Genomic DNA, 20,548 nt, shown 5'->3' with positions numbered 1-20,548 from the left:
CCGGTCGCCGGTGCCCGTGGGGCGCCGGCGGCCGGGGCGGGGGGCCGTGGTGGCAGCCGCGCTGGCGGTTGCCACCGTGGCCCTGGTACTGACGGTGGTACTGCTGGTGGTGCGCCCGTGGGAGGGGGAGGCGCCGTCGTCGAGCGGCTTCGACGTCGACCCCGCGCGGGTGGCGGAGCTGGAGGCCGCGGAGGCGGAGCGGGCGGTCGAGAACCTGACGGCGGCGGGCGAGCTCGCCGTGTCGGCGCAGGAGCGCCTGCTGCCCGTGATGGACGGGCTGTACGAGGCGCTGCCGCCGGAGGGCGAGGTGGCGAAGGGTGAACCGACGTCGGCGGAGCTGGGGGAGTGGCGCGACGTCGTCGACGACGTCGCTGCGGACGTGGAGGCGCTGCCCACCGGTTCGTCCGAGCACAACATCGTCCGCAACGGGCTCATGCTCTCCACCGGGCTGCTGGGTGACACGCTCGACGTGCTCGAGCTGGCAGCAGGTACGGACGGCGGGGAAGACGCGGGGGAGGACCCGGCGCGGCTCCACGACGTCGCGGGCGGCCTGCGCACGCGGGCCGTGGACGCCTGGGCGGTGGCCGCGGTCCAGCTCGACCTGCAGTACGTCGAGGCGGACCGCGGTCACCTGCACGCGTTCCTGCCGCTGCACTCGGGCATGAGCGCCGAGGGCGAGGCCGAGCTGCCGCACGGCGACCACTGAGCGGTCAGTCGAACAGCCGCCGGAACACGTTCGTGTCGGCCAGGTCGACGAGCTCGTCGCCTCGCCCGGACAAGATCGTGCGGATCGCGTAGAGCGTGAAGCCCTTGACCTGCTCAGCGGTGATCGCCGGCGGGATGGACAGCTCCTGCTGGGCGGTGACGACGTCGACCAGCGCCGGGCCGTCGTGGTCGAACGCCGCACGCAGGGCGCCCTCCAGGTCGTCGGGCTGCTCGACCCGCTGGCCGTGGATGCCCATGGCGTTCGCGACGTCGGCGAAGCTCGGGTTGTCGAGCTGCGTGCCGTAGTTCACGAACCCGGCGGCCTTCATCTCCACCTCGACGAAGTTCAGCGACGAGTTGTTGAACACCACGACCTTCACGGGCAGCTTGCTCTGCCGGACCGTCAGGAGCTCGCCGAGCAGCATGCTGAGCCCGCCGTCCCCGGACAGGGCGATCACCTGCCGCGCGGGGAACGCCGACTGCGCGCCGATGGCGTGCGGCACGGCGTTCGCCATCGTCCCGTGGCTGAACGACCCGATCAGCCGGCGCCTGCCGTTCATCTCCAGGTAGCGGGACGCCCAGACGACGGGGGAGCCGACGTCGGGGATGAACACGGCGTCGTCGCTGGCCAGCTCGCTCACCAGCCGCGCGACGTACTGGGGGTGGATCGGCTCGCGGTTGCGGTCGTTGTCGGCGAGGTCGTCGAGGTCCTTCCGCGCCTTGGTGTAGTGCTTGAGCGAGGTGTCGAGGTGCTTGCGGTCGGTGTGGTCGTCGAGCAGGGGCAGCAGGGCGTCGATCGTGTCACCGACGTCGCCCACGAGCCCGAGGTCGATCGGCGTCCGCCGCCCGAGCTGCTCGCCCCGGAGGTCGACCTGCACGATCTTCGCCTTCGACGGGTAGAACTGCGGGTACGGGAAGTCGGTGCCGAGCATGAGCAGCGCGTCGCAGCTCTCCATGGCGCGGTAGCCCGACGAGAAGCCCAGCAGCCCGGTCATGCCGACGTCGTACGGGTTGTCGTACTCGAGGAACTCCTTGCCGCGCAGCGCGTGCACGACCGGCGCCTTGAGCCGCCCGGCGATCGCGAGCACACGCTCGTGGGCACCCTCGGTGCCCGCGCCGCCCAGGATGGTCACCTTCTTCGCCGAGTTGAGGATCTCGGCCGCCTGCCTGAGCTCGTCGTCACCGGGGCGGACCACGCTCCGCGTCGCCCGGATCGGCGCCGACTTCTTGCGGCCCGCGGTCTCGGCCAGGAAGATCTCGCCCGGGACGACGACGACGGCGACGCCCCGCTTCTCGACCGCGGTACGCATCGCGATCTCGAGCACGCGCGGCAGCTGCTCGGGCATGCTCACCAGCTCGGTGTAGACGCTGCACTCCCGGAACAGGTCCTGGGGGTGCGTCTCCTGGAAGTAGTTGCTGCCGATCTCCGGTCCGGGGATCTGTGCGGCGATCGCGAGCACGGGCACCCGGCTGCGCTGGGCGTCGAAGAGGCCGTTGATCAGGTGCAGGTTGCCCGGTCCGCAGCTGCCCGCGCAGACGGTGAGCTCGCCGGTCAGCGCGGACTCGGCGGCCGCGGCGAACGCGGCCGCCTCCTCGTGCCGCACGAGCTGCCAGGTGACGCCGTCGCTGGTGCGGATGGCGTCGGTGAACCCGTTCAGCGAGTCACCGGGCAGGCCGTAGACCCGCTCGACGCCGGCGTCCTTGATGATCTCGACCATCGTCTCGGCGACATTTGTCATGTGGTGCGCCTCCTGGCCTGCCTCGGTCGGTTGGTCCGCGGACCGGCGTGCGTGCCGGTCCGCGACGCGTTCCTCAGCCGCTCGTCCGCTCGCCGCGTCGTGCGCTGCCCGAGCGACGTTACCGGCGATGACGTGCTTCCTCATGTCGGGCCCTCGTGCCCAGCCCTCGCAAGAAAAGTGTGCCAAGCGCGACGGATCACCGACGAGGCCGCCTGGTCCGCCCGCAGCCGGGCGCCGACGCGCGGCGCGGCTACCCGACGCCGGCGAGCGCCTCGCCCAGCGGCGTGCGGGTGTGGAGCACACGGACGCCGTTGCGGCGGCTGTCGATCAGCCCGGCGTCGCGCAGCACCGTCAGGTGGTGGGACGCGGTGGAGACCGCGAGGTCGGTCAGGGCGGCGCACTCGGAGGTCGAGAGCGGCTGCTGGAGCTCGAGGACGAGTCGGGCGCGGGTCGCCCCCAGCAGGGCCGTGAGTGCGGCGAGCGCGTCGGCGCCGTCGCGGTGCCAGGTCTCGGACACGCCGTGGGCGGGGTAGAAGATCGTCGGCTGTGCGGGGCGCTCGGTGAGCACGGCGCAGCCGCGGGTGGCCATCATGACCGAGGGGACGAGCACGAGGCCGGTGCCGCCGCAGTCGACCACCTCCTCGTGGCGGCGCATCTCGACGCGCACGATCTCGTCTGCCCAGGTCACCGTGGAGTGCAGGGTGGAGGCCATCTCCGCCAGCCCGGTGTCGCTGCTGCGGCGTGCGCGGACGGAGATGTCGGCCCGCAGCAGGCGGAGCATCTGGGGCCAGACGGGCGCGAGCAGCGCGTCCCAGACCTCCTGCCAGGCCTCGACGATCACCTTCCGGGCGTGCTCCGGAGCGGCGATCAGGTCGCGGATCTCCTGCTGCCGGGCGCCGGTGGAGCGGAGCACCATCTTCTGCAGGTCGAACTGGAGCCGTTCGTCGGGGACCTCGCGCAGCCGTCCGGCCTCCTCCTGGGGGGTCATGTCGCCCGACGGGGTGGCGGTGAGGAAGTCGGGCATGTAGCCCTCCGCGCCGCTGATGACGGCCATCAGGCGGAAGGCCTCCGACGGCCTCGCCGGAAGGCTGCGGAACCATCCCCAGTGCAGGGGTGCGCTCTGCGGGCGCAGGATGGTGCGCACGGCGTGCACCAGCTCGTGGCCGGGGGAGATGCCGAACCGCACGGCGGAGATGTCGCTGGAGCCGAGCCGGAACTCGACGAACTTTCGATCCACGTCGAAAGCGTAGTCAGCGCGGGTGCGGGCGGCGGAGAGTAGCGCTCATCAGCACGCAGCCTCCTTCGAAAGGAAAACCCACCATGTCTGTCTCCGCCGCAACCAGCTCCGCCGCCGCCCCCGCGGCGATCCCCGCCGACAGCATCCGCATCGGCGACAGCCGCACCCTCCGGTTCGAGGGCGCCTCGTACGGGTCGAACGTGTCGTTCTTCCTCGTCACCTCCGACCCTGGCCAGGGCCCGGGCCTGCACCGACACCCCTACGACGAGACGTGGTCGGTGCTGGAGGGCGAGGCGACGATCGTCGTCGGCGACAAGGCGTTCGTGGCCCGTGCCGGCGACACCGCCGTGGCCCCCGCCGACACCTGGCACCGCTTCACCAACACCGGTTCCGGGACGCTCCGGATCGTGTGCATCCACGCCTCTCCGGTGATGATCCAGGAGTTCGCCCCCGAGGCCTGACGAGCTTCCTTGCCTCGTCTCGTCCGCATCACCACGAGTCAGCTCGACCGAACAGGACGGAGCAGTTCCATGACCCAGTACTTCCTGACCATCCCGCACGACACGGCCGACGAACCGACGATGGAGTCGATGCAGGAGATGGATCCTGCCGAGCTGGAGGCGATGATCGCCGCCGTCGACGGGTTCAACACGGCCCTGAACGAGTCCGGAGCGTTCGTCACCGCGGGCGGGCTCATGCCGCCGTCGACGGCGACGACCGTCGACGCCACCGATGGTGAGCCGAAGCGCATCCCGGGGCCGTTCGTGGACGCGCCCGCCTACGTGGGCGGGTTCTGGATCATCGACGTCGCCGACGAGGAGACCGCGCTCGGGTGGGCGGAGCACTGCTCGAAGGCCCTCCAGTCGCGCATCGAGGTGCGCGCGCTGCAGGAGGAGCCCCAGTAGGCGACGCTCCCCGACCCGGCGGTCTACGACGGCGACGGGCCGGACGCGAACCCTGGTGCTCCGGTCCTGGTGCTCCGGTCCTGGGGCGTCGTCATCGGGGGCCGCTGGGGCGCGCACCCTTCGCTGCCAGCGCGACGACGAACGCGACGGTCCCCACCGTGAAGGTCACCACGGGAGGGCCGGGTACCCACACGACGGCCAGGCCGAGCGCCAGGACGGTGCTGATCAGTGCCACTGCCCCGAACGGACGCGCCCGGTGCGGTTCGGTCCGGAAAGCACGAGCGATCATCCACAACAGGAGCCCGACGACGACCATCGCCAGGCCCATGGAGACGCTCACACCACGGATCAACAGGAACGCGTTGAGCGAGATCGGCCCCACCTCCAGGGACGAGGCACGGAGCGCCGTGGCCAGGTCCGGGTCGCCGGGCAGGGCGAACTCCAGGACTGTGTGTGCGACGCCGGTGAGCATCCACGCCGCCGCACCGACTCGAAACGCCGTCAGCTGCATCAGGTCCTCGATTCCGTTTCGGTCAGTTGCCGTGAGCGGAACCTACATACATGCAGCAATGTATGTCAATGCTCGGGGAGGCAGGGCCTGGCGGGGATCGGCTCCTCGAACACCAGCAGCGTGTGCGTGTTCAGGATCCCCTTCATGCCCTGGATCTGGTCCAGGATCAGGTGCCGCAGGTCGGCGTTGTCCCGCGCGCGGACGAGCAGGACGAGGTCGAACTCCCCGCCGACCAGTCCGATGTGGTCGATGCCCCGCAGGGTGCGCAGCTCCTCGCGGACCGAACGCCACTCCGACTGCTCCAGGTTGACCGTGACGTACGCCGACGTGCCGAGCCCGGCGAGCACCGGGTCGATGTCCGCGCTGTAGCCGCGGATGACTCCGCTGGACTCGAGCCGCTGCACGCGCGCGTAGGCGTTCGCCCGCGAGATGTGCAGCTTCTCGGCCAGCGATCGCATGGACATGCGGCCGTCGCGACGCAGCTCGTCGACGATGCGCTGGTCGACGTCGTCGAGGCCTGGTGCCACTTGTCTCGCGGCCATGCCCTCAGCCCCTTCGCTGCTGGACATTTGGATCGCATTACCCACGTATTGCTGGACGGCTTCTCGGATCCTCGCCGTTGATGGATTCCGAATAGAACCTTGACGAGTATATCTCTATGACAAGTGACGTAGATCGCATGTTGCCGTCGAGGACGCCGGTCATGCTTCTCGCTCCGGACGGCCGTCCGACAGCCGCCGGCACGGCGCACCTGCCCCCGGGCGAAGAGCTGCTCCGGGGTCTCGCGGGCATGGTCGCGGCCCGTCGCTTCAACGACCAGGCGGGCGCGCTGGTCCGGCAGGGACGCCTGGCGGTCTATCCGTCGTCCCATGGCCAGGAGGCGTGCCAGGTCGCCGCGGCACAGGTGCTCGACGGTGGAGACTGGCTCTTCCCGACCTACCGCGACACCGCGGCCGCCGTCGCGCGCGGCGTCGACCCCGTCGAGGTGCTCGGCCTGCTCAAGGGCGACTGGCACTCGGGGTACGACCCCTACGAGCGTCGTGTGGCGCCCCTGACGACGCCCCTCGCGACGCAGCTGCCGCACGCCGTCGGGGTGGCGCACGCGGCGCGGCTGCGTGGGGAGAGCACGGTGGTGCTCGCCCTGTGCGGCGACGGCGCCACGAGCGAGGGCGACTTCCACGAGGCCCTGAACTTCGCCGCCGTCTTCCGGGCGCCTGTCGTCTTCTTCGTCCAGAACAACCAGTACGCGATCTCGGTGCCGCTGGCCCGGCAGACGGTCGCCCCCTCGCTGGCGCACAAGGGTGTGGGCTACGGCATCCCGGGGGAGCAGGTCGACGGCAACGACCTCGCGGCCCTCCTCGACGTCCTGTCCGGGGCGGTCGCGCGTGCCCGCGCCGGCGAGGGACCGCAGCTCGTCGAGGGGCGCACCTACCGGATACAGGCCCACACCAACGCTGACGACGCGACCCGCTACCGCCCCGACGACGAGGTCGCCGCCTGGGTGGCCAAGGACCCGCTGGTGCGGCTGGAGGCCTACCTTCGCGCGGAGGGCATCCTGGACGATGCCCGCGCCGCCGCCTTCGCCGACGCCGCCGAGCAGGTCGCGCGCCGCACGCGCGACGGCATCAACCACGACGTCGTGCCGGACCCGGACGACCTGTTCCGCTACGTCTACGCCGAGCCGACCCCGCAACTCGTCGAACAGCTGGCGCTGGTGCACGACGAGCTGGGCCGGGACGAGTCCAGCCAGGACGAGCCGAGCCGAGCGGAGGCCCACCGATGACCACGACCGCCGTGGCGCACGAGACGCTCAGCACCGCGCAGGCGATCAACCGCGCCCTGCACGACGCCATGGCCGAGGACCCGGCAGTACTGGTGCTGGGTGAGGACGTCGGCCCGCTCGGCGGCGTCTTCCGCGTGACCGACGGCCTCACCGCGACGTTCGGCGAGGACCGCTGCGTCGACACCCCGCTCGCGGAGGCAGGCATCGCGGGCTTCGCCGTCGGCCTCGCCATGAACGGCATGCGCCCGGTGATCGAGATGCAGTTCGACGCCTTCGCCTACCCCGCCTTCGAGCAGGTGGTCAGTCACATCGCCAAGATGCGGAACCGCACCCGTGGCCGCGTCGGGCTGCCGCTGGTCATCCGGGTCCCGTACGCCGGCGGCGTCGGCGGGGTCGAGCACCACTGCGACTCGTCGGAGTCCTACTACGCCCACACGCCGGGCCTGCACGTCGTCGCGCCGTCGAACCCGTCGGACGCCTACTCGCTGCTGCGTTCCGCCATCGCCTCGCCGGACCCGGTGGTCTTCCTCGAGCCGAAGAAGCTCTACTGGGCGAAGGGTGAGGTCGCCCTGGGCGAGCGCCGGGAGCCGGGGATCGGCACGGCTGTCGTGCGGCGCCAGGGCACGGACGCCACGCTCATCGCCTACGGCCCCTCCGTGCCTGCCGCGATGGAGGCCGCCGAGGAGGCCGCGCGCGAGGGCCGCAGCCTGCAGGTCGTCGACCTGCGCTCGATCGTCCCGTTCGACGACGCGACGGTCTGCGCCGCGGTCGAGTCGACGGGCCGCGCCGTCGTCATCGCGGAGGCGGCAGGCTTCGCGAGCGTCGCGTCCGAGATCGCGGCGCGGGTGAGCGAGCGCTGCTTCCACTCCCTGTCGGCGCCGGTGCGACGTGTCACCGGCTTCGACATCCCGTACCCGCCGCCGAAGCTCGAGCACGTGCAGCTGCCGTCGGTCGCCCGGATCCTCGACGCCGTCGACGACCTCCAGTGGGAGGACGCATGACCGCGACGGCGACGGAGCAGACCTTTCTCCTGCCCGACCTGGGCGAGGGCCTCACCGAGGCTGAGGTGGTGCGCTGGCTGGTCGCCGAGGGCGACGCCGTCGCCGTCGACCAGCCGGTGGTGGAGGTCGAGACGGCGAAGTCGGTGGTCGAGGTGCCCAGCCCGTACGCGGGCCGGGTCGCCGCCCTGCACGCCGCCGAGGGGGACCTTCTCGAGGTGGGCAAGCCGCTGATCACCGTGAGTGCTGGGGGTGTCGGGCCCGAGTCCGACCCTGAGTCTGACCCTCCACTTGAACTTGAAGGTAAGGGTGGGTCGGGTGACAAGCAGGCCGCCGAGGCGTATCGCGAGGAGGAGCGGGCCGGTTCCGGCAACGTGCTCATCGGGTACGGGACCTCCGAGCACGCCGGCTCGGGTCGCCGGCGTCGGCCGCGCGGCTCCCGGCCGACGTCGCCCGTCGTCGCCGCGACCGCGGGCGACCGCCCGGTGAAGGTGATCTCGCCGATCGTCCGGCGGCTCGCCCGGGAGGCGGGGCTGGACCTGCGCGCGATCGCGGCCTCCGGGGCCGGCGGGGTCGTCACCAGGTCCGACGTGCGGTCGGCGATCGAGCACGCGGCTCCCGCGTCGCATCGGGGTGCCGTTGCGCGGGGTGCCGTTGCGCGGGGTGCCGCTGCGCCGTCCGCCTCGCCGGGCGCGGTCGCGTCCAGCGTTCCCGACGTTCCCGGCGAGCGGCGCATCCCGCTCAGCGGTTTCCAGCGGACGGCGGCCAAGGTGCTGTCGCGGAGCCGCTCGGAGATCCCGGAGGCGACCGTCTGGGTCGACGTCGACGCGACGGCGCTCTGGGACCTGCGCGAGGCGAGCCGTACGCCCGCCGACACGGGGCCGGGGCTGCTCGCCCATCTCGCGCGATTCGTCGTCGCGAGCCTCAAGGAGTACCCGGTGCTGAACGCGCGGCTCGACGTGGAGCGTGACGAGATCGTCGAGTTCGACCGCATCAACCTCGGGATCGCCGTCCAGGGTGAGCAGGGCCTGGTCGTCCCGGCGGTGCTCGGGGCCGATGAGATGACCACCGTCGAGCTCGATGCGGCCCTCCGTGACCTGGTCGCGCGCGCCCGCGTCGGCAAGGCGACGTCGGAGGAGCTCACGGCGGGGACCTTCACGCTGAACAGCTACGGCGGCTTCCGGGTCGACGGCAGCGCGGCGATCATCAACCATCCGCAGGTCGCGATCCTGGGCTTCGGTCGCATCATCGACCGGCCGTGGGTCGTCGACGGGGAGATCGTGCCCCGCAAGATCACGCAGATGTCCTTCGTCTTCGACCACCGGGTCTGCGACGGCGGGACGGCGGCCGGCTTCATGCGTTCCGTCGCCGACGCGATCGAGAACCCGCTGGCGGCGATCGTGCGGCTCTGACGGTGGGGCGCGGATCTGCGTGCTCAGGGGCGCTCTCCGCGCGGGGTTGTTGGCCTGTGGGCTGGGGGGCTCCGTGGGGATCGCGAGCGACCGTCCTGACGCCAGGTTGCACCAGTTCGCGGTGCTCGCCCAAACATGGGGGTGGGGGTGCGGCCTGATCACCTGCGGTTCCTGCGGGACGGGCGGTCTACGGGCCTGCCGCGAAGAGTTATCCACAGATTTGATTCTGGCCGTGCGATACGTACGAACGTTCGAGACGATAGATGCAGCGAGGACGCGAGTACTAGAGCGGCATGGGGGTGGGGTCCGGTGGAGCAGTCGACGAACGGCGTGCCAGCCGGTGGCCTGCCCAGTGCCGAGTCGATCGAGGAGACACTGGCCCGGTTCGAGAACGTGATGGACGAACTCGCCGTCCTGACCGATCCGGAGGTGTTGGACGGGTGGGATCCGCCGACCGTGGGCCGGTTGATGGAGGCGCACACCCGGATCCGCCGGATGACCGGCCGCCTCGACGGTGTGCGGTACACCCTGCTGTCGAGGATCGAGGCGGACGGGTCCTGGCGCTCAGGTGGGATGGCGCGGGCGTTCACCACCTGGCTACGGCTCCGGGAAGGTATCTCTGCGGTGACGGCGGGTAAGGACATGACGATGGCCCGCCGCCTGGCCACGGCGCTGCCTGGGACCCGGGAAGGCCTGGTCGCGGGCACCCTCGGTGCGGACCATGCTCGTGTGATGACCAAGGTCGCCCCGACCAGCGAGACCCGCACCGACGCGTTGGCCTGGTTGATCGATACCCGTACGGGTGAGCGGACGACCCCGGAGGCGTTCGTGCAGACCGTGCCGGTCGACTTCCCCGACCCGGCCGAGGACCCCGACGGGGAGCACACCCGTCAGCTCATCACCCAGGTGTTGGAGGACGCGGTCACGGACGGGACGCTGGTCACGGGTGAGGGTCTGGTCCTGCGGGAGGCGGGTTCGTTGAACGCGGACCAGTTCCGGATCGTGGCACGCCGGTTCGCGACGATCACCGACCCCGACACGGATGACGTGGATGACGACAAGGCCGCTCTGGGCGAGTTCCTCGACCTGGCCAAAACCTTCGGCGGCTACCACCTCGCAGGGTTCCTGACCGACGAACACGGCCTCCTGGTCACCGCAGCGATCAACGCGATCCTCGGCGCCCCCTCAGCGGAAGACACCCGCACGTCGACGCAGCGCCGGGCACAGGGTCTGGCGGACGTCGCCCGGGTGGTTCTGGACACGAACCAGGCGTCTCCTGGTGCGGCGATCCCGCCCCACCTGAATGTCACGGTGTCCTGGACCGAGCTGGTCGCTCAGGCCACCCGCACCCGCGAAGGCTTGTGCCTGACCTGCGGACAAACCACACCAGGCCGCACACCCGGCCGCACACCCGGCCGCGCGCCCGGCGCAGAAGCACCCGGCTCAAGCGCAGGCACAAGCACAGGTGCAGGTGCAGGTGCACCGGGCGCGAGCACGGGTATGGCTCCGACGAACGCAGACCCGCCAGCCGCCGGCCCAGCAACTAGAGGCCCAGCAACTGGAGGCGCCGTGACGGTGTCCCGCCTGCTGTCCGGTGGTGGCCCCGTGTTCACCGAGACCGGTGACCGCGCCCCACGAGCACTGCTGCGCCGTTTGGCGTGTGACAGTGCGGTCACTCGGATCGTGTTCGGACCCGACGGCACGGTCCTGGACGTCGGCCGCGCACAACGCACCGTCACCGGGCAGATGCGGCGAGCGGTGATCGCCAGAGACCAGCACTGCGTCTTCCCGGGGTGTGATCAGCCGCCATCGAGGTGCGAGGTGCACCACGCGGTCACTCACTGGGCTCACGGTGGAGACACCTCCGTGTCCAACAGTGCGTTGTTGTGCTGGTACCACCACCAGCTCGTCGACACCCGAGGCATCACCATGCACTGGACCGGCAAAACCACCACCACGTCGAGCGCCACCGCGCCCGGCGCCCTGATCGAGACCGGGTGGGCCTTCACCGACGCCCGCGGACACCGCATCACCCTGCCCGACGCCCTCGAAGCCCCGCCTCAATCAGAAGCCGAAGCCGCCTAACCCGGCCGACAGCAGGCCCGGCTACGGGTCACCGACCGCAGGGTCACCGACCACGAGGTCGTCGTCCCCGAAGTCGCTTGACCGGCAGCCCTGATCGACGCCAGTCAGGCCGGCCGGCTGGCGCTCGATATCCGACTGCTCGCTCAGGCCGGGCTGAGGCCCAGGAGGGGCACGCCCAGGTCGGGGCGCGACACTCGCGGTCGGTGCGGGCTCAGGTCTTTCGCCGACGGGACGCGAACCGCGTCAGCGCGGCTCGATCAGCTGGTTGGTGATGCGCGCCGTACAGATGCGCCGGTCCTGTGCGTCCGTCACGACGATCTCGTGCGACGTGATGGTGCGGCCGAGGTGGACGGGGGTCGCCGTGCCGGTCAGGATCCCGTCGGTCGCTCCCCGGTGATGCGTGATGTTCAGGTCCACGCCCGCGCACACCTTGCCCAGCGTGCTCGCGTGGATCAGTGCGCACCAGGAGCCGAGCGCCTCGGCGAACGCAGCGGTCGCGCCACCGTGCAGGCGACCCAGCGACTGGGTGTTTCCCGCCACCGGCATGGTGGCCATGACCCGCTGCGCCGACTGCTCCAGGACCTGGATGCCCAGCTTCTCGTCGAGGGCGCCCAGGGTGATCGTCCACGGCTCCTGCATGCGATCACCGGCCGTCCGGTCACTGGTCCGGTCACTGGTTCGGTCAGTGGTCATGCGATCACCGTACGACGCCGTCCGGCACGGGCCGCAGACCCTCGAAGAGCACGCTGGAGATCGTGGCGGCCAGTGCGTCCGCATCCATCGGCCCGCCAGGTCGGTACCAGTCCGTGAGGGAGTTGACCATGCCGAAGATGAGCCGGCTGATGACGTCCGGGTCGACGTCGCCGCGCAGGTCACCCTCCGCGGCGGCCTGCCGGACGAGCACGGCGAGGCGCTCGTCGATGTGTCTGCGCCGTTCCATCGCGGACCGTTCCAGAACGCTGTTCCCTCGGACGCGCAGCAGGAGCGTGACGGCGGGGAGGTTGTCGGCGAGGATGCGCACCGCCGCCTCGACGGTGGTCCGCAGACGCACGGAGCTGGGCTCGCCGTCCGTCGCCACGGACGCCGCCTCGACCGCCGAGCTCAGGCCCTCCAGCGCCTCGTCCAGGGCAGCGGCCAGCAGCGCCTCCTTGCTGACGAAGTGGTGGTAGACCGCCGACTTGGTGACACCCAGCTCCGCGGCCAGGTCGCTGATCGACGTGGCGTCGTACCCGCGCCGGTTGAAGAGGTCGATCGCCGTCCGCAGCACCGCCTCGCGGTCGTGGCCCGGCCTTCCGCGGGGGCGGCGGGCAGGTGGCGCGCCCGTCGACGTCGCGTCTGTGGTCATGGCCTCATCGTCCCAGACGGGCGCGATCGTCCCAGACGGGCGCGGCCGGACCGCCGCCGGACCGCCATCCGACCGCCATGGGGCCTCCTGCGCACTCAGTTCTCCCCGGCAGTGTCCCCAGCGGTCTTGGCGACGAGGGTGAGCACGTCGTACGTCGCCACCGGCTCGTCGTCCTGGTTGCTGACCGTCGCGTCCCAGCGGACCTCGCCGTAGTCGGCGGTGGTGCGCGGGGTGATCTGCTTGACGGTCAGGCTCACCCGGATGGTGTCGTCCACCTTCACCGGGGTGCGGAACCGGAGGTTGTCGACGCCGAAGTTGGCCAGCACCGGACCTGGTGCCGGGTCCACGAACAGGCCGGCGGCCAGGGACACCACCAGGTAGCCGTGCGCGACGAGGCCGCCGAAGAACGGGTTCGCCGCGGCGGCCTCCGGGTCCGTGTGCGCGTAGAACGTGTCCCCGGTGAACTCCGCGAAGTGGTTGATGTCGTCGAGCGTGACCGTTCGCGTCGCCGTCTCGATGGTGTCGCCGATGTGCAGCTCAGCCAGGGACTTGCGGAACGGGTGCACGCCGTCGACCGCGCGCCGCGCGCCAGGGGTCCAGCGGCCGGTGACCGAGGTGAGCATGTCGGGGGATCCCTGGATCGCCGTGCGCTGCATGTGGTGCAGCACGGCGCGGACGCCGCCCAGCTCCTCGCCGCCACCGGCACGGCCCGGGCCGCCGTGCACGAGCATCGGCAGGGGGCTGCCGTGCCCCGTCGACTCGGCGGCGTCGTCGCGATCGAGGATCAGCAGCCGGCCGTGCCAGGGGGCGAGCCCGCGGGCCACGTCGCGGGCGACCTGTGGGTCGTGGGTGACGAGTGACGCCACCAGGCTGCCTCTTCCCCGGGCGGCGAGGTCGACCGCCTCCTCGAGCGACCCGTAGGTGAGCACGGTGGCGACCGGCCCGAACGGTTCCACCTCGTGGGGCTCGGCGGCGCCGGGGCGGGCCCGCAGGAGGACCGGGGAGAGGAACGCCCCGCGCTCGGCGTCGGCACCCACGACGTCGACGTGGGCAGGGTCGCCGTACACGATGTCGGCGGAGGTGCGCAGCGCCTCGATGGCCTTGCGCACCTCCTCGCGCTGGCCGAGGCTTGCGAGCGCGCCCATCCGGACGCTCTCGTCGGCGGGGTCGCCGACGGTGATCCGGGCCAGGCGGGCGCTGATCGCCTCGACCACGGCGTCCGCGAGCGGCTCGGGCACGATGACGCGCCGGATCGCCGTGCACTTCTGGCCGGCCTTGACGGTCATCTCGGTGACGACGCCCTTGACGAACAGGTCGAGCTCGTCGTCCTGCGCCGTCACGTCGGGCCCGAGGATCGAGCAGTTCAGGGAATCGGCCTCGACTCCCAGACGGACGCCGCGGTGCAGCACGGCCGGATGCTCGCGCAGGATCGCGGCGGTGTGCGCGGAGCCGGTGAAGGCCACGGCGTCCTGCTCGCCGAGCTCGTCCAGCAGCGTGCCGGCGCTGCCGCAGACCAGCTGCAGGCTGCCCTCGGGCAGGATCCCGGAGGCGATGATCTGCCGGACCACCGCCTCGGTGACGTACGCCGTCTGGCTGCCCGGCTTGACGATGCTGGGCAGACCGGCGAGGAAGGCGGGCGCCAGCTTCTCGAGCATGCCCCAGACGGGGAAGTTGAAGGCGTTGATCTGCACGGCGACGCCGGGGCGCGAGGTGTACAGGTGCTGGCCCACGAAGGTGCCGCCCTTGCCGAGCGGTTCGAGCGCGCCGTCGAGCACCACGGTGTCGTTCGGGAGCTCACGCTTGCCCTTGCTCGCGTAGCTGAACATCGTGCCGATGCCGCCGTCGATGTCGACCATCGAGTCGCGCCGGGTGGCGCCCGTGCGCAGGGAGAGCGCGTAGAAGTCGTCCTTGTGCCGGCCCAGGTGCAGGGCCAGCTCCTTGAGCAGGCCCGCCCGCTCGTGGAAGGTCAGCCGCCGGACCGCCGGTCCGCCCACCTCGCGCGCGTGGGTGACCAGCGCCGCGAAGTCGAGGCCGTGGCTCGAGACACGGGTGACCTCCTGCCCGGTCACGGCGTCCAGGACCGGCTCGCCGCCGTCCGTCCCGCGGAACCAGCGGCCCGCGACGTAGCTCTCCAGCTGTGTGCTCACTGTCTGTGTGCTCACTGCGCGCATCCCCTCGCATCGATCGGCGTTGATCGTCGTGATCGGCATCGGTCAGCCCCGGGCCGTTGTGCAACCCGCTCCGGCTGTGTCAATCTAGTACAGAACGATCGGTCAGTAAATAGTCACAGCCGCGCCCTGGAGGTGCCCATGCCGGTAGTCGCCGAGCCCGAGCAGGAGAGCGAGGCCCAGCTCGAGGCGCGCTTCGAAGCCGTGATCAACCGCAAGGACCGCGTCGAACCGCGCGACTGGATGCCCGACGCCTACCGCAGGACGCTGGTGCGGCAGGTCGCCCAGCACGCCCACTCCGAGATCATCGGCATGCAGCCGGAGGGCGCCTGGATCGGCCGCGCGCCGTCGCTGCGGCGCAAGGCGATCCTGCTGGCGAAGGTCCAGGACGAGGCGGGGCACGGCCTCTACCTGTACTCGGCGGCGGAGACGCTGGGCGTCTCGCGCCAGGAGCTCACCGAGATGCTGATCAGCGGGCGGCAGAAGTACTCCTCGATCTTCAACTACCCGACGCTCTCGTACGCGGACGTGGGCACCATCGGCTGGCTGGTCGACGGCGCCGCCATCTGCAACCAGGTGCCCCTGTGCCGTACGTCGTTCGGCCCGTACGGCCGGGCGATGATCCGCATCTGCAAGGAGGAGTCCTTCCACCAGCGGCAGGGCTACGAGCTGCTGATGACGATGATGCGCGGGACCGACGAGCAGCGGGCCATGGTCCAGGAGTCCGTCGACCGGTTCTGGTGGCCGTCGCTGATGATGTTCGGCCCGCCGGACGACGAGTCGCCCAACACCGCCCGGTCCATGGCGTGGGGCGTCAAGACGCATACGAACGACGAGCTGCGCCAGCGCTTCGTCGACATGACGGTTCCGCAGGCGAAGGCGCTCGGCGTGACCCTTCCCGACCCCGAGCTGGTCTGGAACGAGGAGCGCGGCGCGCACGACTTCGGTCAGCCGGACTGGGACGAGTTCTGGGACGTCGTGAAGGGGAACGGCCCGTGCAACGCGCAGCGGGTCGCGCACCGCAAGAAGGCCTGGGACGACGGCGCGTGGGTCCGCGAGGCGGCGCTCGCGTTCGCGGCCGGCGACGGCAGTGACACGAGCAGTGACACGAGCAGCGACACGAGCGACGGGCCGAGGACGGCATGACCAGTGAGATCCGCGGCGAGTGGCCGCTCTACGAGGTGTTCGTCCGCGGCAAGCGCGGCCTCAACCACGTCCACGTCGGGTCGCTGCACGCGCCGGACGACCAGCTGGCGCTGCGTCACGCCCGTGACGTCTACACCCGCCGCAACGAGGGCGTGAGCATCTGGGTGGTCCGCTCGTCCGCCATCACCGCATCCAGCCCGGACGAGAAGGACCCCCTCTTCGCACCCAGCGGGGACAAGGTCTACCGGCACCCCACGTTCTACGACATCCCCGCCGACGTCCCGCACATGTAGATGTCCCGCACATGTAGACGGCCAGTACATCGAGGGAGCGCACCACATGCCTGACGTCCGGACGCACGAGCCCGACGACCACGACAACGCCTACGCCGGACTGCTCGTCAACGACGCCCACTGGGCCTTCGGCACCGACTTCGAGGACCCGCTCGCCGGCGTGGACACCACGGTGCCCGACGGCGTGGACCCGGCGACGCTCGCGACCTACTGCCTGATGCTCGGCGACGACGCCCTCGTGCTGTCCCAGCGGCTCGCCGAGTGGTGCAGCAACGCGCCCGACCTCGAGGAGGACATTGCGCTGTCCAACATCGCGCTCGACCTGCTCGGGCAGGCGCGCCTGCTGCTCGCCCGCGCGGCGGCCGCGGACGGCTCGCAGGTGCCCACGCTGCCCGACAGCTCACCGGTCCCGGACGAGGACCGGCTGGCGTTCTTCCGCGACGCCCCGCAGTTCCGCAACGTGCGGCTCGCGGAGGTGCCGGGCGGCGACTTCGCGCAGACCGTCGTCCGGATCCTGCTCTTCTCGTCGTGGCGCCTGGCGCTCCTCGACCGGCTGAACCAGAGCCGGGACGCCGTCCTCGCCGCGGTGGCCGCCAAGGCCGTCAAGGAGCTCACCTACCACCGCGACTTCGCCGGCCGCTGGTTCCTGACGCTGGCCCGCGGCACCGACGAGTCCCGGCGGCGGCTGGTGGCCGGGCTCGACGCCCTGTGGCCGTTCTGGACCGAGCTCTTCGAGACGCACGACGTCGAGCGGGCGGCCGCGCGGTCGGGCGTCGGCGTCGACCCGGCGGATGTCGCCGCCGACGTCGAGGCGGTCCTCGACCAGGTGCTGGCGGCGAGCGGTGTCGAGCGGCCTGCCCAGCCCCCGCACGCGGCGGACCACGGGCGCGATGGCCGCACGGGGCGCGACGGCGAGCACACCGAGGCGCTCACTGCGCTGCTCGCGGAGATGCAGGTCGTGGCGCGCGCCCACCCCGGGGGGCAGTGGTGAGCGCCCTGCTCGACCGGGACCGGATGCTCGCCCGAGCGCGGGAGGCCGCCTCCGCCGTCGTCGACCCCGAGCTCCCGATGCTCACGCTCGCCGACCTCGGCGTGCTGCGCGACGTCACCGTCGACGACGACGGGGCCGTCGTCGCCGCGATCACGCCCACCTACTCCGGGTGCCCCGCGATGGCGGCCATGCGCGACGACCTCGTGCGCGAGCTGCGCGCCGCAGGGTTCGCCGACGCGCGGGTGCGCGTCGTCCTCGAGCCCGCCTGGACCACCGACTGGATCACTCCCGCGGGACGGGCGGCGCTCGCCGCCGCGGGGATCTCCCCGCCGGGTCCGGCCCCGCAACGCTCCGGCCCGGTGCTGCTGCGGCTCACGCCCGCGCGGCGCGCCGTGCGCTGCCCGCTGTGCGGGTCCGACGACGTGACGGTCGGCTCGGAGTTCGGCTCCACCGCCTGCAAGGCGCTGTACCGCTGCCGGGCCTGCCTGGAGCCGTTCGAGCACGTGAAGGAGATCTGACGTGACCGCCACGTTCCACACGCTCACCGTGACCGACGTCGAGCAGCTCACCGACGACGCGGCCGCCGTCACCTTCGACCTGCCCGCCGAGCTGCGGGACGTGTTCGACTTCGCCGCCGGCCAGTCGCTGACGCTGCGCCGCGTCGTCGACGGCGTCGAGCAGCGACGCACCTACTCCATCTGCGCGCCGGCGGGCAGCGCGCCACGGATCGGCGTCCGCGAGATCCCCGACGGCCTGTTCTCGTCCTGGCTGGTGCGCGAGGTCAGGCCCGGGGACCGCGTGGAGGTGCTGCCCCCGAGCGGCAGCTTCCGGGCCGACCCGGCGCAGGGCGGGCGACACCTGTGCATCGCGGCGGGCTCGGGCATCACGCCGATGCTCTCGATCATGTCCACGGTGCTCGGCAACCCGGACGCGCGGGCCACCCTGCTCTACGGCAACCGCACGACCAGCTCCGTGATGTTCGCCGAGGAGCTCGCGGACCTCAAGGATGCCCACCACGACCAGCTCGACCTGGTCCACGTCCTGTCCCGGGAGCCACGTGACGTGGAGCTGTTCTCGGGCCGGCTCGACGGCGACCGGCTGCGTGACCTGCTGACCCTCGTCGTCCCCGTCGCCGACATGGACCACGTCTGGCTCTGCGGGCCCTTCGGCATGCTGACCGAGGCCCGGGCGGTGCTGGCGGAGCTCGGGGTCCCGGCCGAGCGGGTGCACGTCGAGCTCTTCTGGGTCGACGAGCCCCCGCCGGAGCTGCGGCATCCGGACCGGGTGGTGGACGGCGCGACGAGCGAGGTGACGGTGATCCTCGACGGCCGCTCGACCACCAGCGCGATGCCGCAGGACAAACGGCTCCTCGACGCCGCGCAGGAGGTCCGCGCCGACCTGCCCTTCGCGTGCAAGGGCGGGGTGTGCGGCACCTGCCGGGCCCGGGTGCGCGACGGCGCGGTCGACATGGTGCGCAATTACGCCCTCGAGCCGGAGGAGGTCGCCGCCGGCTTCGTCCTCACCTGCCAGACGTTCCCGGTCGGCGACGCGGTGACCGTGGACTTCGACGCATGAGCGCGCCGCTGCTGGTCGAGGAGCACGACGACCGGGTGGTCCTGCGGCTGAACCGGCCAGAGGTCCGCAACGCCATCGACAGCGCGACGGTCGAGGCCCTGCACGACGCGTGCGCCGCGTTGGAGGCAGCACCACGCGTGGCGCTGCTCATCGGCACCGGCGGCACCTTCGCGGCGGGGGCGGACATCGCCCAGCTCCGCGAACGGCGCCGGGACGACGCGCTCGCCGGCATCAACTCGGGCATCTTCGACCGGGTCCACCGGCTGCCGATGCCCGTCGTCGCACTCGTCGACGGGTACGCCCTCGGAGGCGGCGCGGAGCTCGCCTACGCGTGCGACTTCCGGATCGGCACCCCCGCGACCAGGATCGGCAACCCGGAGCCGGGCCTGGGCATCCTCGCCGCGGCCGGCGCCGCCTGGCGGCTGAAGGAGCTCGTCGGCGAGCCGCTGGCCAAGGAGATCCTGCTGGCGGGGCGCGTGCTCGACGCCGACGAGGCGCTCGCGGTCCGCCTGCTCCACGAGGTGGTCGCCGCCGACGACCTCGAGCCGGCCGGGCACCGCCTCGCCGACCGCATCACCGCCCAGGCGCCGCTGGCCGTGCGGCTCACCAAGTCCGTCCTGGACGCGCCACGCGACGCGCACCCGCTCGTCGACAACATCGCGCAGGCGGTGCTGTTCGAGACCCAGGACAAGACCGACCGGATGACGGCGTTCCTCGACCGCCGCAAGGGGCGGCCATGACAGAGCACACCACCGGGCGCACCGTCCCGGAGAACGTGGGGGTGTACGGCGGCGGGCGCATGGGCGCCGGCATCGCGCACGCCTTCGTGATCGCGGGCGCCGCCGTCACCGTCGTCGAGAGCGACGCGGCGTCGGCGGGGGAGGCGCGCGAGCGGATCGCCGCGAGCCTCGCCAAGGCGGCGGCCAAGGAGGCGGCCAAGGAGGCGGCCAGGGCAGTGGACAGGGCAGCGGACAGAGGCGTGCGGGCGACCGGCACGTTCGAGGTGGTGACCGACGCCGCCGCGCTGGCGGGCTGCGCGCTGGTGGTCGAGGCGGTCCCCGAGCTGGCGGACCTCAAGCGCGACGTGCTGCGGCGGATCGCCGCCGTGGCCCCCGGTGCGGCCGTCGGCAGCAACACGAGCTCCCTGTCGATCGACGTCCTGGCCGACGCGCTGCCCGACCCGTCGCGCCTGGTCGGGCTGCACTTCTTCAATCCCGTCCCGGTCAGCGACCTGATCGAGGTGGTGGTCGGACGGCGGACCGCGCCCGGCCTGGTCGGGGAAGCCCAGCGCTGGGTCGCCGGGCTGGGCAGGACGGCGATCACCGTCCGGGACTCGCCGGGCTTCGCGAGCAGCCGGCTCGGTGTGGCCATCGCGCTGGAGGCCATGCGCATGCTGGAGGAGGGCGTGGCCGACGCCGCTGACATCGACGCGGCGATGACCCTGGGCTACCGGCACCCGGTGGGTCCGTTGCGCACCACCGATATCGTCGGGCTCGACGTGCGGCTGGACATCGCCGAGCACCTCGAGCGCGAGCTGGGGCCACGGTTCGCGCCGCCGCAGGTGCTCCGGGACAAGGTCGCGGCGGGCGAGCTGGGACGCAAGACCGGGCAGGGCTTCTACCTGTGGTGACCTGTGTGGTGACGTGTGTGGTGAC

General features: G+C 71.8%; 21 protein-coding genes. 14 read left to right on the top strand and 7 right to left on the bottom strand.

Annotation, left to right across the window (positions count from 1 at the left end):
• The first annotated feature begins 76 nt into the window (after window positions 1-76).
• Window positions 77-706 carry a hypothetical protein gene (locus LUM46_RS25965; RefSeq protein WP_274998146.1) on the top strand — a complete coding sequence of 210 codons (630 nt, stop codon included), beginning with the start codon at window positions 77-79 and terminating at the stop codon, window positions 704-706.
• A 4-nt stretch (window positions 707-710) separates the two neighbouring features.
• Here the strand turns inward: LUM46_RS25965 and poxB are convergent, their stop codons facing one another.
• Together poxB and LUM46_RS25955 are read right to left on the bottom strand one after the other, a co-directional pair.
• Window positions 711-2,444 carry a ubiquinone-dependent pyruvate dehydrogenase gene (gene poxB, locus LUM46_RS25960; protein WP_274998172.1) on the bottom strand — a complete coding sequence of 578 codons (1,734 nt, stop codon included), beginning with the start codon at window positions 2,442-2,444 and terminating at the stop codon, window positions 711-713.
• 250 nt (window positions 2,445-2,694) lie between these two features.
• Window positions 2,695-3,681 carry an ArsR/SmtB family transcription factor gene (locus tag LUM46_RS25955; protein ID WP_274998145.1) on the bottom strand — a complete coding sequence of 329 codons (987 nt, stop codon included), beginning with the start codon at window positions 3,679-3,681 and terminating at the stop codon, window positions 2,695-2,697.
• 83 nt (window positions 3,682-3,764) lie between these two features.
• Here LUM46_RS25955 and LUM46_RS25950 point away from each other — a divergent pair, with 83 nt between their 5' ends.
• A complete protein-coding gene (locus tag LUM46_RS25950) occupies window positions 3,765-4,142 on the top strand; it encodes a cupin domain-containing protein (RefSeq protein WP_274998144.1) in 378 nt (125 codons plus the stop codon).
• 69 nt (window positions 4,143-4,211) lie between these two features.
• Window positions 4,212-4,586, top strand: a complete 375-nt coding sequence (locus LUM46_RS25945; protein WP_274998143.1) for a YciI family protein — start codon at window positions 4,212-4,214, stop codon at window positions 4,584-4,586.
• A 91-nt stretch (window positions 4,587-4,677) separates the two neighbouring features.
• On the opposite strand, the gene LUM46_RS25940 is transcribed toward LUM46_RS25945, so the two are convergent.
• A complete protein-coding gene (locus LUM46_RS25940) occupies window positions 4,678-5,097 on the bottom strand; it encodes an LIC_13387 family protein (protein WP_274998142.1) in 420 nt (139 codons plus the stop codon).
• 65 nt (window positions 5,098-5,162) lie between these two features.
• Window positions 5,163-5,639, bottom strand: coding sequence for an Lrp/AsnC family transcriptional regulator (locus LUM46_RS25935; RefSeq protein ID WP_274998140.1), 477 nt, complete (start codon window positions 5,637-5,639; stop codon window positions 5,163-5,165).
• Between the two features lie 161 nt (window positions 5,640-5,800).
• On the opposite strand from LUM46_RS25935, the gene LUM46_RS25930 reads away from it, so the two are divergent.
• The 4 genes from LUM46_RS25930 to LUM46_RS25915 all read left to right on the top strand — a co-directional run bounded on the left by LUM46_RS25930 (window position 5,801) and on the right by LUM46_RS25915 (window position 11,375).
• A complete protein-coding gene (locus LUM46_RS25930; RefSeq protein WP_310243137.1) occupies window positions 5,801-6,880 on the top strand; it encodes a thiamine pyrophosphate-dependent dehydrogenase E1 component subunit alpha in 1,080 nt (359 codons plus the stop codon).
• Window positions 6,877-7,881, top strand: coding sequence for an alpha-ketoacid dehydrogenase subunit beta (locus LUM46_RS25925; protein ID WP_274998137.1), 1,005 nt, complete (start codon window positions 6,877-6,879; stop codon window positions 7,879-7,881). Before LUM46_RS25930 ends, LUM46_RS25925 begins: the two co-directional genes overlap by 4 nt.
• Window positions 7,878-9,290, top strand: coding sequence for a dihydrolipoamide acetyltransferase family protein (locus LUM46_RS25920; RefSeq protein WP_274998136.1), 1,413 nt, complete (start codon window positions 7,878-7,880; stop codon window positions 9,288-9,290). Before LUM46_RS25925 ends, LUM46_RS25920 begins: the two co-directional genes overlap by 4 nt.
• 309 nt (window positions 9,291-9,599) lie before the next feature.
• Complete coding sequence (locus tag LUM46_RS25915; protein ID WP_274998135.1) at window positions 9,600-11,375, top strand: HNH endonuclease signature motif containing protein; 1,776 nt, start codon at window positions 9,600-9,602, stop codon at window positions 11,373-11,375.
• Between the two features lie 243 nt (window positions 11,376-11,618).
• On the opposite strand, the gene LUM46_RS25910 is transcribed toward LUM46_RS25915, so the two are convergent.
• The 3 genes from LUM46_RS25910 to paaZ all read right to left on the bottom strand — a co-directional run bounded on the left by LUM46_RS25910 (window position 11,619) and on the right by paaZ (window position 14,891).
• Window positions 11,619-12,068, bottom strand: a complete 450-nt coding sequence (locus LUM46_RS25910; protein WP_274998133.1) for a PaaI family thioesterase — start codon at window positions 12,066-12,068, stop codon at window positions 11,619-11,621.
• Between the two features lie 4 nt (window positions 12,069-12,072).
• The gene (locus tag LUM46_RS25905) at window positions 12,073-12,720 is read right to left on the bottom strand and encodes a TetR/AcrR family transcriptional regulator (protein ID WP_274998131.1); all 648 of its coding nucleotides are present in this window, start codon (window positions 12,718-12,720) and stop codon (window positions 12,073-12,075) included.
• Between the two features lie 95 nt (window positions 12,721-12,815).
• Entirely contained in the window at window positions 12,816-14,891 is a 2,076-nt protein-coding gene (gene paaZ, locus LUM46_RS25900; RefSeq protein WP_374727030.1) for a phenylacetic acid degradation bifunctional protein PaaZ, read from the bottom strand.
• A gap of 138 nt (window positions 14,892-15,029) precedes the next feature.
• Here paaZ and paaA point away from each other — a divergent pair, with 138 nt between their 5' ends.
• The 7 genes from paaA to LUM46_RS25865 are packed head-to-tail and all read left to right on the top strand — an operon-like array spanning window position 15,030 to window position 20,523.
• Window positions 15,030-16,034, top strand: coding sequence for a 1,2-phenylacetyl-CoA epoxidase subunit PaaA (gene paaA / locus LUM46_RS25895; protein WP_274998128.1), 1,005 nt, complete (start codon window positions 15,030-15,032; stop codon window positions 16,032-16,034).
• Window positions 16,031-16,327: a 1,2-phenylacetyl-CoA epoxidase subunit PaaB gene (gene paaB, locus LUM46_RS25890; protein WP_274998127.1), complete on the top strand. Its 297-nt coding sequence runs from the start codon at window positions 16,031-16,033 to the stop codon at window positions 16,325-16,327. Before paaA ends, paaB begins: the two co-directional genes overlap by 4 nt.
• A 46-nt stretch (window positions 16,328-16,373) precedes the next feature.
• Entirely contained in the window at window positions 16,374-17,318 is a 945-nt protein-coding gene (paaC, locus tag LUM46_RS25885) for a 1,2-phenylacetyl-CoA epoxidase subunit PaaC (RefSeq protein ID WP_274998126.1), read from the top strand.
• A 23-nt stretch (window positions 17,319-17,341) separates the two neighbouring features.
• On the top strand, window positions 17,342-17,836 hold the full coding sequence (gene paaD / locus LUM46_RS25880; RefSeq protein WP_274998171.1) for a 1,2-phenylacetyl-CoA epoxidase subunit PaaD: 495 nt from the start codon (window positions 17,342-17,344) through the stop codon (window positions 17,834-17,836).
• A 1-nt stretch (window position 17,837) separates the two neighbouring features.
• Window positions 17,838-18,893 (top strand): 1,2-phenylacetyl-CoA epoxidase subunit PaaE, encoded by a 1,056-nt coding sequence (gene paaE / locus LUM46_RS25875; RefSeq protein WP_274998124.1) that lies wholly within the window; start codon window positions 17,838-17,840, stop codon window positions 18,891-18,893.
• Window positions 18,890-19,633, top strand: a complete 744-nt coding sequence (locus LUM46_RS25870; protein ID WP_274998123.1) for an enoyl-CoA hydratase/isomerase family protein — start codon at window positions 18,890-18,892, stop codon at window positions 19,631-19,633. Before paaE ends, LUM46_RS25870 begins: the two co-directional genes overlap by 4 nt.
• Window positions 19,630-20,523 carry a 3-hydroxyacyl-CoA dehydrogenase family protein gene (locus LUM46_RS25865; protein ID WP_274998122.1) on the top strand — a complete coding sequence of 298 codons (894 nt, stop codon included), beginning with the start codon at window positions 19,630-19,632 and terminating at the stop codon, window positions 20,521-20,523. Before LUM46_RS25870 ends, LUM46_RS25865 begins: the two co-directional genes overlap by 4 nt.
• Window positions 20,524-20,548: the final 25 nt, after the last annotated feature.

Source organism: Promicromonospora iranensis, from assembly GCF_028994805.1.
In the GTDB taxonomy this organism is placed as follows: Bacteria; Actinomycetota; Actinomycetes; order Actinomycetales; family Cellulomonadaceae; genus Promicromonospora; species Promicromonospora iranensis.
This window is presented reverse-complemented; position numbering and strand designations above follow the sequence as displayed.

Excerpts from the sequence above, each read along its gene's own strand:
- paaD (WP_274998171.1), top strand. The coding sequence starts at position 17,342 with ATGCTCGCCCGAGCGCGGGAGGCCGCCTCCGCCGTCGTCGACCCCGAG.
- paaC (WP_274998126.1), top strand. The coding sequence starts at position 16,374 with ATGCCTGACGTCCGGACGCACGAGCCCGACGACCACGACAACGCCTAC.
- LUM46_RS25950 (WP_274998144.1), top strand. The coding sequence starts at position 3,765 with ATGTCTGTCTCCGCCGCAACCAGCTCCGCCGCCGCCCCCGCGGCGATC.
- paaB (WP_274998127.1), top strand. The coding sequence starts at position 16,031 with ATGACCAGTGAGATCCGCGGCGAGTGGCCGCTCTACGAGGTGTTCGTC.
- LUM46_RS25940 (WP_274998142.1), bottom strand. The coding sequence starts at position 5,097 with ATGCAGCTGACGGCGTTTCGAGTCGGTGCGGCGGCGTGGATGCTCACC.
- paaA (WP_274998128.1), top strand. The coding sequence starts at position 15,030 with ATGCCGGTAGTCGCCGAGCCCGAGCAGGAGAGCGAGGCCCAGCTCGAG.
- poxB (WP_274998172.1), bottom strand. The coding sequence starts at position 2,444 with ATGACAAATGTCGCCGAGACGATGGTCGAGATCATCAAGGACGCCGGC.
- LUM46_RS25935 (WP_274998140.1), bottom strand. The coding sequence starts at position 5,639 with ATGGCCGCGAGACAAGTGGCACCAGGCCTCGACGACGTCGACCAGCGC.
- LUM46_RS25930 (WP_310243137.1), top strand. The coding sequence starts at position 5,801 with ATGCTTCTCGCTCCGGACGGCCGTCCGACAGCCGCCGGCACGGCGCAC.
- paaZ (WP_374727030.1), bottom strand. The coding sequence starts at position 14,891 with ATGCGCGCAGTGAGCACACAGACAGTGAGCACACAGCTGGAGAGCTAC.
- LUM46_RS25925 (WP_274998137.1), top strand. The coding sequence starts at position 6,877 with ATGACCACGACCGCCGTGGCGCACGAGACGCTCAGCACCGCGCAGGCG.
- LUM46_RS25905 (WP_274998131.1), bottom strand. The coding sequence starts at position 12,720 with ATGACCACAGACGCGACGTCGACGGGCGCGCCACCTGCCCGCCGCCCC.
- LUM46_RS25870 (WP_274998123.1), top strand. The coding sequence starts at position 18,890 with ATGAGCGCGCCGCTGCTGGTCGAGGAGCACGACGACCGGGTGGTCCTG.
- LUM46_RS25865 (WP_274998122.1), top strand. The coding sequence starts at position 19,630 with ATGACAGAGCACACCACCGGGCGCACCGTCCCGGAGAACGTGGGGGTG.
- LUM46_RS25910 (WP_274998133.1), bottom strand. The coding sequence starts at position 12,068 with ATGACCACTGACCGAACCAGTGACCGGACCAGTGACCGGACGGCCGGT.
- LUM46_RS25945 (WP_274998143.1), top strand. The coding sequence starts at position 4,212 with ATGACCCAGTACTTCCTGACCATCCCGCACGACACGGCCGACGAACCG.
- LUM46_RS25920 (WP_274998136.1), top strand. The coding sequence starts at position 7,878 with ATGACCGCGACGGCGACGGAGCAGACCTTTCTCCTGCCCGACCTGGGC.